General features: G+C 41.1%; 10 protein-coding genes. 4 read left to right on the top strand and 6 right to left on the bottom strand.

Annotation, left to right across the window (positions count from 1 at the left end; translation table 11 throughout):
* The first annotated feature begins 68 nt into the window (after positions 1–68).
* Complete coding sequence (locus NDQ71_RS13080) at positions 69–2,699, top strand: EAL domain-containing protein (protein WP_301561720.1); 2,631 nt, start codon at positions 69–71, stop codon at positions 2,697–2,699.
* Here the strand turns inward: NDQ71_RS13080 and NDQ71_RS13085 are convergent.
* A complete protein-coding gene (locus NDQ71_RS13085) occupies positions 2,696–4,717 on the bottom strand; it encodes a methyl-accepting chemotaxis protein (RefSeq protein WP_192540847.1) in 2,022 nt (673 codons plus the stop codon). The genes NDQ71_RS13080 and NDQ71_RS13085 overlap by 4 nt on opposite strands.
* Before the next feature lie 76 nt (positions 4,718–4,793).
* Positions 4,794–5,078: an MliC family protein gene (locus tag NDQ71_RS13090; protein WP_064666858.1), complete on the bottom strand. Its 285-nt coding sequence runs from the start codon at positions 5,076–5,078 to the stop codon at positions 4,794–4,796.
* A gap of 121 nt (positions 5,079–5,199) precedes the next feature.
* Between NDQ71_RS13090 and NDQ71_RS13095 the strand changes: the two genes are divergently transcribed.
* Positions 5,200–6,120 (top strand): DUF808 domain-containing protein, encoded by a 921-nt coding sequence (locus tag NDQ71_RS13095; RefSeq protein WP_064666859.1) that lies wholly within the window; start codon positions 5,200–5,202, stop codon positions 6,118–6,120.
* A 49-nt stretch (positions 6,121–6,169) separates the two neighbouring features.
* On the opposite strand, the gene NDQ71_RS13100 is transcribed toward NDQ71_RS13095, so the two are convergent.
* Positions 6,170–7,459 carry a hypothetical protein gene (locus NDQ71_RS13100; protein WP_301561721.1) on the bottom strand — a complete coding sequence of 430 codons (1,290 nt, stop codon included), beginning with the start codon at positions 7,457–7,459 and terminating at the stop codon, positions 6,170–6,172.
* Between the two features lie 169 nt (positions 7,460–7,628).
* Between NDQ71_RS13100 and NDQ71_RS13105 the strand changes: the two genes are divergently transcribed.
* On the top strand, positions 7,629–9,590 hold the full coding sequence (locus NDQ71_RS13105; RefSeq protein ID WP_225736490.1) for a S9 family peptidase: 1,962 nt from the start codon (positions 7,629–7,631) through the stop codon (positions 9,588–9,590).
* A gap of 37 nt (positions 9,591–9,627) precedes the next feature.
* On the opposite strand, the gene NDQ71_RS13110 is transcribed toward NDQ71_RS13105, so the two are convergent.
* Both NDQ71_RS13110 and NDQ71_RS13115 read right to left on the bottom strand, forming a co-directional pair.
* Positions 9,628–10,569, bottom strand: coding sequence for a tetratricopeptide repeat protein (locus tag NDQ71_RS13110; protein WP_192540849.1), 942 nt, complete (start codon positions 10,567–10,569; stop codon positions 9,628–9,630).
* Positions 10,570–10,664: 95 nt separating this feature from the next.
* Complete coding sequence (locus tag NDQ71_RS13115; RefSeq protein WP_064666862.1) at positions 10,665–12,068, bottom strand: M20/M25/M40 family metallo-hydrolase; 1,404 nt, start codon at positions 12,066–12,068, stop codon at positions 10,665–10,667.
* Between the two features lie 225 nt (positions 12,069–12,293).
* Here NDQ71_RS13115 and dbpA point away from each other — a divergent pair, with 225 nt between their 5' ends.
* Positions 12,294–13,682, top strand: coding sequence for an ATP-dependent RNA helicase DbpA (dbpA, locus tag NDQ71_RS13120; RefSeq protein WP_064666863.1), 1,389 nt, complete (start codon positions 12,294–12,296; stop codon positions 13,680–13,682).
* Here dbpA and NDQ71_RS13125 read toward each other — a convergent pair.
* Positions 13,679–14,269 carry a DNA-J related domain-containing protein gene (locus NDQ71_RS13125; protein WP_192540850.1) on the bottom strand — a complete coding sequence of 197 codons (591 nt, stop codon included), beginning with the start codon at positions 14,267–14,269 and terminating at the stop codon, positions 13,679–13,681. The genes dbpA and NDQ71_RS13125 overlap by 4 nt on opposite strands.
* Positions 14,270–14,287: the final 18 nt, after the last annotated feature.

The following is a 14,287-nucleotide window of genomic DNA, read 5'->3' on the forward strand; positions in this document are numbered from 1 at the left end:
GGTTTTTATTACATTATTGAATGAGTAAGCTATAGTTTAGAGCAAATGTTTGAAGTGCGTTTTAAAGAATGGGTGGGCTTATCGTAAAAACATTTATTAAGGTTGTTATTGCATGCTCTGTAATTGCCCTTGCAAATCAAACCGCTGCTAAGCAGTCATTAGATCCTGCGATCAATATGTCGCTTTTTAATGAGCATAGTGCTGTGATGTTAGTGGTGGAGCCTCAAAGCGGTGAAATTAAATTTGCCAATAAGGCGGCGGCTGAATTTTATGGCTACAGCATTGCGCAGTTGCAAGCGATGCAGATCCAACAAATTAATATATTTACCGAGCAGCAAGTAGCGCTGGAGCGCCAAGCTGCACTGAGCAAAGGGCAAAACTACTTTGTTTTTAAACATCGTTTAGCAAATGGTGAAACCCGTACTGTTAGCGTTTATTCGGCCCCCTTTACGATTAATAATAAAGACTTCTTATTTTCTGTAATACATGATATTTCATCTCAACGCAGTCTTGAAAAAGCGCTTTGGCATTATCAAGAAAACCTCGAAGAATTGATGGCCAGTCAAACCAATGAAATCGAAGAAAAACGCGCTGATCAATTGATGCTAGCATTGATATCGATTTCGTTACTTATGATATTGTTGGCTACGCTAATGGTGTTGACTACCCGGTTACGTATCGCTAAAAAGTCGGCCCAAAAAGATAGTGCAATGCTGAAAGCTATTTTTAATAGTATTGATGACCTGCTGATTTTTACTGACACTGAACATGTTGTAATTACAGCTAACACTATGGCTATTCAAAAGTTAGCTGCAGGAGAATCACTCAAGGGACGCAATATTTACTCATTTATTGAGTGTCCGAAAGGGGTGGTTGAGGTTGATAGTGAGTGTCAATTCCATGGCGTCAAAGAGGTATTCTGGGGAGACGCACGTGTAACCGCAGTAACGGATGAAACAAATAGCAAGGTAGGTGAGATACATTTAATCCGAGATATTACTATGCAGCTAAAAGCACGTCAGCAGCAGCGTCTTGCGAGTACGGTATTTTCGGCAACAAATGAAGGTATTTTAGTCTCTAATCGTGATAATAAAATTCAAGCTATAAACGAAGCATTCACGCAGATCACTGGTTATCAAGAGCAAGATATAATTGGTAAATCCCCCGCAATCTTAAACTCAGGTCGCCATAAGCCATCCTTTTTTAAGTTACTATATCAACGTTTAAGCGAGGAAGGACACTGGGAAGGTGAGGTATGGAACCGTCGCAAAGATGGTAGCATTTACCCAAGCTGGCTAAATATTTCTGTGGTTTTTGACGAGGAAAAAGACATCGAGCTTTATGTAGCCTTATTTAATGATATTTCTCTACGTAAAGAGAATGAACAGGAAATGTGGTTACAAACTAATTTTGATAGTCTTACTGGTTTGGTAAATCGGTCTTATTACAATAATAAACTGGATCAAGAGATGATCCGTGCGAGTGCTGATAATAAGCGTTTGGCTATTTGTTTTATTGATTTAGATCGTTTTAAAAACGTTAATGATACTTTGGGGCATAATAGCGGTGACTTACTGTTACTTGAAGCCGCAAGAAGGCTTAAAGCATGCATGCCTAACTCTGATGTGGTCGCGCGGTTTGGTGGCGATGAATTTGCGTTGTTATTACCAGGCATTAATGCGTTGGCAGATATTGAGCGATTAGCTAAAAAAGCACTCAAGGCACTTAGCTCCTCTTTTCAAATCGCAGAGCAAGATGTATTTTTATCAGGCAGTATGGGGATCACTATTTTTCCTGATGATGGCATAGATCGTAAAATATTATTACGAAATGCAGACAGCGCTATGTATAAAGCAAAAGAGCAGGGGCGAAATTGTTTCGAGTTTTTTACTAGTGGTTTACACGAACAAGCAACCGCCCGCAGCAAGCTTGAAAATGCGCTTCATAAAGCCTTAAAAAATAATGAGTTTACTGTTTATTTTCAACCAATTGTTAGTCATGACAAAAAAACAGTAGGCTGCGAAGCCTTGTTAAGGTGGCATAGTGATGAATTGGGAGCAGTGTCTCCGGCCCAATTTATTCCGGTATGTGAAGAGTTGGGATTAATAATTCCAATAGGTGAGTGGGTGCTCAGAGAAGCATGCCGTGAGGCTGCTAGCTGGTGTCGCTGCTATGGGGATGGATTTTTTGTTACGGTTAACATGTCGAGCGTGCAGTTTATTCGTCAAGATATTGAAACTCTGGTAAAAACCGTTCTTCAGGAAAGCCAATTATTACCGCAGTGTTTAACACTTGAAATTACTGAAACGTTACTTGCAGATAATAGCTCAAATACTCTACAACAGCTGCAAGCACTGCGTGCTATTGGGGTTGGTTTGGCAATTGATGATTTTGGTACAGGCTACTCGTCGTTGAGTTATTTGAAGCGTTTTCCGTTAAGTAAATTAAAAATAGATCGAGAGTTTATTAAAGACTTGCCCGATGACCTTGAAGATTGTGCGATGGTGAGTGCAATAATTTCTATGGCAAGCAATCTACATCTAAAAGTGATTGCTGAAGGGGTTGAAACATCTGCACAGCGGGCTTTTTTAACAGCCTTAAATTGTGATTATATTCAAGGTTTTTTATACAGTAAGCCACTTCCCGCTGCGTTATTTGACCAATACATCAAAGCGTTTATTGCGCAGCAGCAAACTTAAAACTTAAACCTTTCAACCGCACTGGTAAGTGAGTGGGCGAGTTGGTTCACATCTTCACTTTGAGTTGCTAGGGTACTTGCCTGCTCGGCATTGCTTTGCGCTTGAACAGTCACTTGGGCCATGAGCTGTTTTATATCGTTACTGTTATCAAGCTGATGATGTGATGAAGCCGCAATTTGTGTGCTCATTTGGTTAATTGTCACTAAGGTACTTTTTATTTTATCAACGGCTTGGTTTAGTTCGCTACTATTGGCAACACAGTCTTTTGCTTGTTGTTGGCCGTCATTGATCTCATGGTGGGCATTGCTTGCCTGTTGTTGTAGCGTTTGGATCATCGCGTGAATTTCACTGGTGGAGCTTTGTGTACGTGCTGCTAAAGAGCGCACTTCATCTGCGACAACAGCAAAGCCACGACCATTCTCACCCGCGCGGGCAGCTTCAATTGCAGCATTAAGGGCGAGTAAATTTGTCTGTTCAGCAATACTGCTAATTGTATCTACTATCGCACCAATTAATTGAGTGTGTTGCGTCAGTTCGTTGGTGCTTTGTACTGCTTGATCAAGACGAGCTAGTAAAGCGGCAATACGTTGGCTGTTGCGATCTGCTATGTGATTTACATCATTGGCAAATTGCGAAGCGTTTGCAACTTCACTGGAAGTATTATCAGCTTGCTCACTTACGGCTTGGGAGTTGCTAAGCATGTTTTGAGCGAGTGTACTGGCTTGTGCAATGTGATCTAGCTGCTGCTGCGCGGCTTCAGTCATATGTTGGCCTTGCTCACTGGTTTGTATAGCTGATTGATCTAAGGTGTGAGCATTGTCACTGATTGCACTTAATAACGAACTTAAATCATCACTTAATTGGTTGATATTAGTTAACAGTAGACCAAATTCATCGTCGTTAATGGGTTTTGTGCGTTTCGATAGGTCACCGGAAGCGATGCGTGATAGCGCTTTATTGACCGCATTAAGCGGCTTTAGCATTGCGCGTGTAGTTAAAATGCAGATCAGCGCAGCAAATGAAATGAGCACTAAAGTTATAATAATGGCAAGTGTTGAGCCTGTGTTGATGACCGATTGAGCATCCGCTTGTAAGGTGTTAAAGCGTTTATCGGCTAATTGGTTGAGCTCAATAATGAGTTGTTCAGTTAGTTGAAATTGCTGCTGAAATGCTGAAAAAGCTTGCTCAGCCTCAACTTTGCTGGTTAAAAGCCTTGTTTGCTGCTGATATAGCGTTGCTAATTGTTGATTGACTAAGTTGAGTTGCTCTTCTAGGCTGGCAAAATTGGTTTTATTTTCAAGCTCGCTGGCTTGTTGCTTTAGATAAGTAAAATTCGATTGAATATTATCGAGCAAAAACTGGGTATCTTGTTGATGGCTACTGAGGGTTTGTAAGTTATTTATATGGCTGATATTCTTAACGTTATTCCCTAAAGTGAACAATAGATCATCAATGCGAGTCGCGGTGCCAACAATCGCGGCTAATAATGTTTGTTGCTCAGCTGCTACTTCAATTAGTTCTAAATCAAGTAAGCCATTACTTAAATCTTTGAGGTTATTGGCGTAATCAGTGGCCAATGCAGTGACCTGAGCTGTAGCGGTTAGTCCTTGCTGTTTGGCGCTAAACATTGTTGCGCTGGTAGTATTAAACTGTTGATAGCGTTGTTCTATTTTTGATAGTAGCTGCTGCATTTGCGGTTTATCATTAAGCTGTGAGTTTAACTCTTTCAGCTTGTTGGCAAATAATACTTGGTTTTCAGCGGCGCTTTGCTGTTGCTGTTTTAAGCTGCTTTGCGTTGTTTGACTATAGGCAACAGCATTAAATTTGGTTATTGATAACAGTGATAAACGCAGCGCATTACTTTGCTGTTGTACGGGGACTGCTAAGGTTTCAATATCTGAAGTTGCATGATTAATCTTCCCGAGCGACCAGTAAAAAAAACCACTGCTGGCAAGCATTAAAAAACCGATTGTGGCAAAGGCAAAAATCAGTTTTGTTTTTATAGCAATAGCGCGCATAGCTAACTCGTAAATACTTAAGTATTTATGAGTGTAGCAGTATTTTTGTAAATTATAAGCGCTGCAAGCGGATGCTTTACTCTAAATTACAGTGATATTTGTTGCCATCGATGATTAACATAGCTTCATTGCCTTTGGTCCAAAAAAGCACATCATCATTGGTATATTTGGCACCAGAGGCGCTGATCTGTTGCGTTAATTGGTAGGTAACTTGATTGTAAGCTAATGATGCTGTCTCTTCAGTTTCGCTGGTTATAACCGCCGTTAGTTGACTATCGCAAGAATAAGATTGGCTGTTTTGTTGTTCAGTACATGCACTAAGACTCAGAACACCGAGTGCAATTAGTAAGCTTTTATACATAAATTGGTACCTTAGTAAGTGGGTTTATCGACTAGCATAGCAGATGAAAATTAACCGTTGGTGAAAGTGGCCGTTTAGGCTATGTTGATTAATATAAACATTTAAGTACAAAGGAAATTAAATGGCAGGTACAAATTTATTAACCTTGTTAGACGACATCACCACGTTATTAGATGATATTGCGACAATGAGTAAAGTTGCGACAAAAAAAACCGCTGGTGTTTTGGGCGATGATTTGGCGCTAAATGCCCAGCAAGTTACCGGAGTTAGTGCAGATCGTGAACTGCCAGTAGTATGGGCTGTGGCAAAAGGTTCGTTCCTCAATAAGGCTATTTTGGTTCCTGCCGCTTTATTGATCAGTGTATGGTTGCCTTGGCTGATTACGCCATTATTAATGATAGGTGGATTATTTCTGTGTTTTGAAGGCGCTGAAAAGCTGGTTGAAAAGTTTTTACCACACCCACAAAGCGACGTTATGACTGAAACTGAAAATTTAGACTTAGCGGAATACGAGAAACAAAAAGTGAAAGGGGCTATTCGAACCGACTTTATTTTATCGGCAGAAATCATAGTTATCACTCTAGGTACAGTGGCGGGGGCAAGTCTAGTAAATCAAGCGCTAGTTTTGAGTGTTATCGCAGTGATCATGACTATAGGCGTTTATGGGTTAGTGGCAGGGATTGTAAAACTCGATGATGCTGGTTTGTATCTACTCACTCAAGCTCAGCAAACAGGAAATCGATTTAAAGAATTATTAGGGAAAGGCTTACTCGCTGCGGCACCACGTTTAATGGCATTTTTAGCATTTGCAGGGACGGTAGCGATGTTCTTAGTCGGCGGTGGTATTTTAGTGCATGGCATAAGTGTACTGCATCATTTGCAAATATTGGTTACTAAATTTGCACTAATAAATTTAGGCACAGTGGGTGAAGTGCTTGCCCCGTTATTATTTGATGGCGTATTAGGAATATTGGCTGGTGCTTTAGTTGTGCTAATTCATCATGCCGTTGTGAGCATGAAAACAAAAAAGCCGGCAAATTAAATCTGCCGGCAATGGCTTAGCAAGGGAATGCTATGAAAGTCATTTATAATTAGTGATCGTGCTCTGCTACCTCAGCAATACCTAACCAGGTTATTTTGCTCGGGGTAAAATCAAGGGTAAGAATTGTTTCGGCCGTTTGTTCATGAGTATCGACGCTTAGTACAGTTTGATTATTGGCATCACTAATAAATACAGTGTCATCGGCCGCAGATGCCGCTAGTGCATAGCTGCCTGCGGGGCTGTCGAGTACTTGAAAACGAGCACTGACTTGCCAATCATCCTCAGCATGCAGTATCGATAAAAAACCATCACTTTCCAGAACGTAAAACTCACCCGTAATAGTATTAAGTGTACTGGCTAGAACGGTGTTTTCAGTATTTTGCTGCCACATTAGTTGTGTCATTTCAGCTGATTCTGGGTCGATGGTGTAAAAAAGCTTACTTTGTGCAATACCTAAAAAGAGCTCGCTGTGCTCGCTACCTTTAATACTACCAATCCGTGCACCTTCGGCAAAACTATCGAGGTTAGCTACTTTAGTAGCGTTAAATGCACCATTGTGTTCTTCAATAACTAATACACCATCACCACAACCAAAGGCAATGTGATGATGGTTTTGTGCGCTGCCATGCAGTGCAGGGCAATCTAGCTCAAAACGCTGTTCTTGATGGAAGTGATCGCCATGAATATGCAGTTGTTCCACATAATTTGGCTGCACGCTAGTTACATCTTCACTGCGATAGGTGGTGATCACTGAGTCACCGCGAATTTGTGCCGTACCATGCATAGCATTAGCAAAACTATGTGTGGCCAGTGTTTCACCATTTGCGATTGATTCGTCAGTTAGAATCGCAAAGCTTGCAGCAATACCGGCATCTATATTGCCATCAAAAAATAGCGCTGCTTGCTGTTCACTGACATCAAAGTGAGTTGGTTTGTCATTTGTTAATGTAAAGCCTGAAAATGCAGGGGCTTGCTTATAATCATGCAGGTGATCACCATGATCTTCTTGATATAAACCGCCATCAATAAACTCTACGTAGTTATCATCGCGTTGTATCAATACTGCAAAACGATTGTTAGGACTTGCATATAAGCCGCTAACAATATTGGTAGTATTAAACATTTCAAGTAGTGCGTTAGTGTCAGTATCGAAAATTGATACGTTGGCAGCATCAGCGTGACTAATGGCTAAACGCCCTGTTGAAGTGATTTCGGTATGCTCATGGTCATCTGACTGTCCAGCATTTTTATCTACAAGATCATCAATTTCACTATTACAGGCACACAGTACAGCAACCATAGAGGCAATTAAGCTAGTTTTAAAGTTTGGTAACATCATTAACGGTCCAATGTTTTGTTATAGTATATCGGTAATGTTATATTGTAACCAAATTAAAGTAAATAGTTACTCTTTGTTCTTTGCTTAAGTATTTAGATGGATATTTATGTAAATTTTTATTAGGTACAATTACTGTAATTATAAAAATACAAATTTAAAAGGATGTTGTATGAATAAAATAATGCAGTTTATTGTTGTTATTGCGTTGTTGGTTACTAGCTTCATAAGCGATGCAAATCAGTCAGGTCCTACAGTCGAGGACTTCAGCCGCAGCAGTGAATATAGCCAAGTTAAAATCTCCCCTAAAGGCAGCTACCTTGCAGTAATTATGCAACCTCAAGGTAAAAAGGTGTTGGTAATTTTAGATGCTAAAAAATTCACAGTTCATCATGCTGTTAATTTTCAGGGGAATGCCCAAGTTGGCGCTTATCACTGGGTAAGTGATGAGCGTGTTGTGGTTGCAAAAGAATATTTGCGCGGTTGGCAAGATCACCCTGAATATTATGGTGAGTTATATGGCGTGAATGCCGATGGCTCGAAAGCTAAATATTTAGTTGGCTATCAGGGCGAAATGCAAACTGGTTCTCGTATCAAAAAAGCAACACCGCTTTATGGCACCTCTTATTTGCTAGATCCTTTGCTCCACGATGACGATAAAATGCTTATAGTGACTTATCCGTGGACATCAAGTAGTGAACCACACACTGTTGTTTATCAGGTTGATGTTTTTACAGGCAAGCGTCGTAAAGTGACTCGTTCACCGTCACGTATGGCCAACTTTTTGACCGATCATGAGGGAAATGTCAGAGTTGCGGTTTCCAGTGATGATTACATTAAGCCTACCATTCATACCCGTGAAAAATCAGGCGGCAATTGGCAAGCACTTAATTTAGGTGATTTGACGTACAGCGATGTGAGCTTACATGCGTTTGATAACAGTGGCGATGCTGTTTATGTTACAGCATCAGTAAGTGGTGAAGCGAAAGGCTTATATAAATTGAATTTAAAAACCAGAGTAATTGATTTAATTCATAAAGAAGAGGGCGTCTCACCAAAGCAAATATGGGTTGATGAAGCATCAAAAGAGTTATTTGCGATTGAAACCGAACTAGGTTATCCAACCTATGCTTTTATCGATGGGCAATCTGACAAGAGTATGCGTTTAAAAGCTTTGATCTCCGCTTTACCTGGTGAACAAGTACAGCTTGTAAGTAGTACTGAAGATGGCGATACAAATATTATTTTTGCTTCGAATGACCGAAACCCTGGGCAATATTATTTATTTGATGCCAAAAATAATAACTTACGATTTTTGTTTGCATCGCGTAGTTGGCTTGATGCAAAGCAAATGGCACAGACCAAGCCTGTGAGTTTTACCAGTCGAGACGGTTTAACCATTTATGGTTATTTAACAGTGCCGAATAACACTTCAGAGAAAAACTTACCTTTAGTGGTTATGCCACACGGTGGTCCACACGGTCCTCGTGATTGGTGGGGATTTGACCCCGATGCACAGTTGCTTGCAAATCGCGGTATGGCTGTACTAAAAGTTAATTTTAGGGGCTCTGGTGGTTTTGGCCGTAACTTTGAGCATGCAGGTCATCAAAAGTGGGGGGCTGAAATCCAATTTGATATTATTGACGGTGTGAAGTATTTAATTGAGCAGGGCACGGTTAATAAAAACAATATCTGCATTATGGGAGCAAGTTTTGGCGGATACTCAGCGTTACAAAGTGCGATTTTAGAACCAGATATGTTTAAGTGTGCAATTGGGGTAGTTGGCGTTTACGATTTGCCTTTAATGTTTGAAGAAGGGGATGTTGCAGAGCGTGACAGTGGCCAACGTTATTTGCAGAATGTATTGGGCACAGATGAAGCGCAATTAAAGGCATTTTCACCTAGTTATAATATTGATAAGTTAAAGGCTCCAGTGTTAATAGTGCACGGTGGCGAAGATAAGCGAGCACCGATTGAACAAGCTGAATCACTGATTGCAGCGCTTAAAAAAGCGAAACACCCATATATTTATGAACTACTTGAAGATGAAGGACACGGGTTTTATAAAGCAGAACACCGTACACGTTATTATCAACAAGTACTGGCATTTTTAGATCAACACTTAACTCTTTAGAAGTTTGGGTATATGGCAAGCCTTTAGCTTGCCATATTTATTTACAGGCGTGCTCTATGCAGAGCTCTTTGAGTTGTATTTTTGCTTTGTGGTTATTTTGCTCGGCAGCTTGTTGGTACCAATAAATAGCTTGGCTTAGGTCTTTTTCTACCCCTTCACCATCACGATACATTTGCGCTGTATTAAGCTGGCCCCACTGTGAGCCCTCTTTGCTGGCAAGTAAAAAGCTCTCAAAAGCATCTTCGAATAACCCATCCTTGTAATAGATGATGCCTTGCTGGTTATTTTTATTAAGCTTCACCCCTTCATATAAAGGTTTAGGGCGTGGTGGGAACATCACAAAGCCGCCATATAAGCTATATGCATAAGGGCGTAGTACATCATAAATGGTACCTTCATCATATAAACGCTGTACTTCGCTGCGCGGTAAAGTCATTTTTTTTGATGAAAAATAGCCTTTTTGTACCAATAAACTAGTACGCATAGCCATAGTTATGCCATTGTCGCGTTTATAGCGGTAATTACTGATTTGAAAAGTGATAGTTTGGTCATCAAACTCGAGTACTTGAGCTACTTTGAGGTTCTCAGGGCGCAATGGTTCCTGAGAAAACTTATCTGCATGTACCAAGTAAGTATCAAATGCTTGCGGCTGGCTTAATATTGCTTGTTTGGTTTTTAGTTCATCAAGATGTTGTGTATAGAAGAAGATAACTAACCAGATAAGCAATAGAGTGCCTATAAAATATTTGATTAAAGAAAGCTTTTCTAACCATGGCAGTTGCATAATTGAAAGCGGCATACTGTGCTGACAATGATTACATTGGTATTGATAATGCCATGCCAGTGGCAGCATAGGGACAATTGAAAAGCGCAAGAAACGGCTGTGATTTTGTAGGCGGTAGTCATTGTGATGACAGTGTGGACAGGTTTTGGTTTGGCTGAAAAACGACAATGAATCGCAGGTATTGAAAAGTAGCATTTGAGGCCCTCTGTCCCTTCCTTGTTTTACGTTAAATTAAAACAAGGAAGGTGAGATGCAAAGCACAAAACTGTAAGCAAGTATGTTTGGTTGGCTTATTTACTTGCTACAGGCTTTGCTTTAATAGTGGTTTTTGCATCTGCCGCCATAAAGGCAAATACAGCATACGCCGCGGTATTTTGCTTTAGTTTAGCCGGATCTACTTTATCAAGCGTATCATCAGCAGTGTGATGGTAATCAAAGTAATCAGTGCCATTTTGATGCAGTTCAAAAATTGGTGCGCTGGTGGCATTTTTGAATGGAATTAAGTCAGGCCCGCCATTGGCGCTATTTTTACCAATGTATTCTACGTTAAGTGGCGCTAGTTGCTTGGCTATTGCACGTACTACTGGCAGTGACGCTGCAGATACATTCGACTCAAAGCCATACACTACATCAGCACCAAAGTCAGATTCAGCCGCGGCAACAATTTTATCAAGCTCATTTGCATGCTGTTTAAAATAAGCTTTAGCACCCCATAAGCCAAGCTCTTCAGCGGCAAATAGCACCACCCGAATGCTACGTTTTGGGCGTTTTATTTCGCTAATATGCTTAGCTGCCGCCATTGTTAGCGCAACACCTGCACCGTCATCAAGTGCACCAGTGCCTAAATCCCAAGAATCTAAGTGACCGCCAATCAGCACATACTGCTCTGGATTTTGCGTGCCATTGAACTGACCAATCACGTTATAGCCAGTACCTTGACCACGATCTTCAGTTTGTACATTAATATTAACGGTAACATTTTTACCAAGTGCGATAAGGCGGGCTATTTGGTCAGCATCCGGATTGGCAATGGTTACGTTAGGAATTTTGGTTACGCCATCTTGGTAATGGCTGCCACCGGTATGCGCAAAACGGTGATGAGCCGTACTAACTGAGCGCATCATATAGCCAATCGCGCCTTTTTTAGCGGCTTCTACAGAGCCAGTTGAGCGAGCACGAACCGCAGGGCCATAACCGTTGCCATCGATATCACGATTCATACGGTAATTTATATAAGCAATTTTTCCCTTTAAGCTGTTTGCGGGAGCGGCAATCAACTCATCAAGGGTTTCAAATAATATAACTTCAGCAGTAATGCCGTCTTTTGGTGTACTGACACTATGCCCTAAAGCGGTTAAATGCAGTGGTTGCTCACTTGGCGTTAGGATTTTGCCGCTTTCATTAAAACGACGCCATTCTGGGAAGGTCGCTTCTTCAAGCCATACCTTATCAAAGCCAAGCTGTTTAAATTTAGCTTGGGCCCAGGCAACGGCTTTTTTATCATTTTCAGTGCCTGGTAAACGCGGGCCTATTTCAGTCGTAAGGGATTCTAGTAATTGGTAGCTTAAATCACTATTGCTAGCGTTATCTCTAAGCTCGGCAACTTGCTTAAGTTGTTTAGCGTTAAATTCAGGCTCTGCGGCGCTGGCTAAAAAGCTACTAGCAAGTAGTAACCCTGTGATGATTTTTTTCATTATTGACCTTGGCGGTATTTTCAAGTGTGCGCTATTAAAGCATTTAATACTGAGTAGCAAAAGCAGATGAGATAAAAACGCGAAGGCGGCTTTTCAACATTGCAGGTTTATTGATAATCTTGCCAGCTTAATGGTAGCAATTTGTATATTCTGCTATTATGCAGCATAACTAAGTCGGGCATCTGCAGCGGCTTTTCATGTTTACTTTTTGCACTGGAAATTACTTTGACCGCTACAGCTTTTTCATCTCTCGCTTTACCATCTGGGTTGGTAGATAACTTATCAACATTAGGTTATACCCAAATGACAGCCGTACAGGCGCAAAGTTTGCCGCCAGTTCTTGAAGGTAAAGACATTATTGCACAAGCCAAAACAGGCTCAGGTAAAACGGCAGCGTTTAGTTTAGGCGTGCTTGCTAAACTTAATGTGAAACGTTTTCGTATTCAATCATTAGTACTTTGTCCAACCCGTGAGCTTGCCGAGCAAGTTGCTGTAGAAATGCGTAAATTAGCGCGCGGCATTCACAATATTAAAATTTTAACCTTGTGTGGTGGCGTTTCAATTGGGCCGCAAATAGGTTCCCTTGAGCATGGCGCGCATATTATTGTTGGTACACCTGGGCGTGTAGATGACCATATTCGCAAAGGCACTTTGCGCTTAGATGATGTTGAAACTTTAGTGCTGGATGAAGCCGATCAGATGCTTGATATGGGCTTTCAAGATACTTTAGATGCGATTATCGATTGTATTCCCAAGCAGCGCCAAACGTTATTATTTAGCGCCACTTTTCCACGAGCAATCGAAGCGATTGCTAAACGGGTGTTAAGCAATCCTGTGATGGTGAAAGTGGAAGAAGAGCAAGAAAAGAGCACCATTAAGCAGTACTTCTATAAAATGGATAATAACAAGCAGCGCTTTAATACGTTAAAGTTGTTATTGCTTAAATTTCAGCCTGAAAGTTGCGTGGTGTTTTGTAATACCAAAGTTGAAACACAGCAGGTCTGTGATGATTTAGCCGATGAAGGCTTTAGTGCGGTATCATTGCATGGTGATTTGGAGCAACGTGATCGTGAACGCACACTTATTCACTTTGCCAATAAAAGTGCCTCAATCTTAGTGGCCACCGATGTTGCGGCACGCGGTTTAGATATTGATGATATGGACATGGTGATCAACTATCATCTTGCCCATGACCCGCAAACCCATGTGCACCGTATTGGTCGTACCGGTCGCGCGGGTAAAAAAGGTATCGCTTGTTCAATTTATGGTGATGCAGAGCAATTTAAAGTGGCGCAAATTGGTGACCATTACGAATGTGATTTCTTGCCTGAGCAATTACCGCCATTTAGCTTACTTGAAAAACCACCATATAAACCGCAAATGGTCACCTTGATGATTGATGCGGGTAAAAAGCAAAAAGTGCGTGCCGGTGATATTTTAGGCGCACTAACGGGCAAAGATGGCGTTGCAGGGCGTCAGGTTGGTAAAATTAACGTACTTGATAACGTGGCTTTTGTTGCTGTTGAACGTAATTCTTCAAAACCAGCACTACGCAAATTAACTGAAGGCAATATTAAAGGCCGTAAAATACGCGCTCGTCGCCTAACTCGTTAATTCTCGATTGTTGAGCAGCTTGCCTTAAGCTGCTCATATTCATTCTTTAGCTCTTTAAACTTTTCTGTATCGCCAGTTTCTTTATCTGGGTGGTACTGCATGGCCAGTTGTCGCCAGCGTTTCTGTATATCTTTCAAACTACATTGTTTCGCCAATTGCCAACGATGTAACAGCATGTCATAAGCTTTACGGTCCAGTGCTTGCTGTGGTTTTTTATGGCTTGCAAAACGTTGCCAGAAGTCATTAAGCAACTCTTCGATTTCATCACTGGTTGTTTCGTAATTTTGCCAATCTAGATAATAGTCTCGCAGCGGATCAAGCTGTTGCACTGAGTTATGGGGAGCCGTATCTGTCAGAGTTATTTGTAAGCTGGCGATAGCCAAGTGCTGAGCTGGTTGCAGTTGCTGCTGTAGTTGATACAGGGCATTCATGATTAAAAAATTACGTTTAAATAAATCACGCTCTGGTTGCACATCAAGCGTGCTGATAGAGCCTTGCTGTTGTAATTTCAATGCTAAAGTATGAACCATCCACCTCTCTTGCGTTAGAATAAGCTCAAAAATCTCATCTATCAGTGGGTTAAGCATTGTTTGCAGTCTAGTTAT

Source organism: Pseudoalteromonas sp. KG3 (genome assembly GCF_030436385.1).
Classification (GTDB): Bacteria; Pseudomonadota; Gammaproteobacteria; order Enterobacterales; family Alteromonadaceae; genus Pseudoalteromonas; species Pseudoalteromonas prydzensis.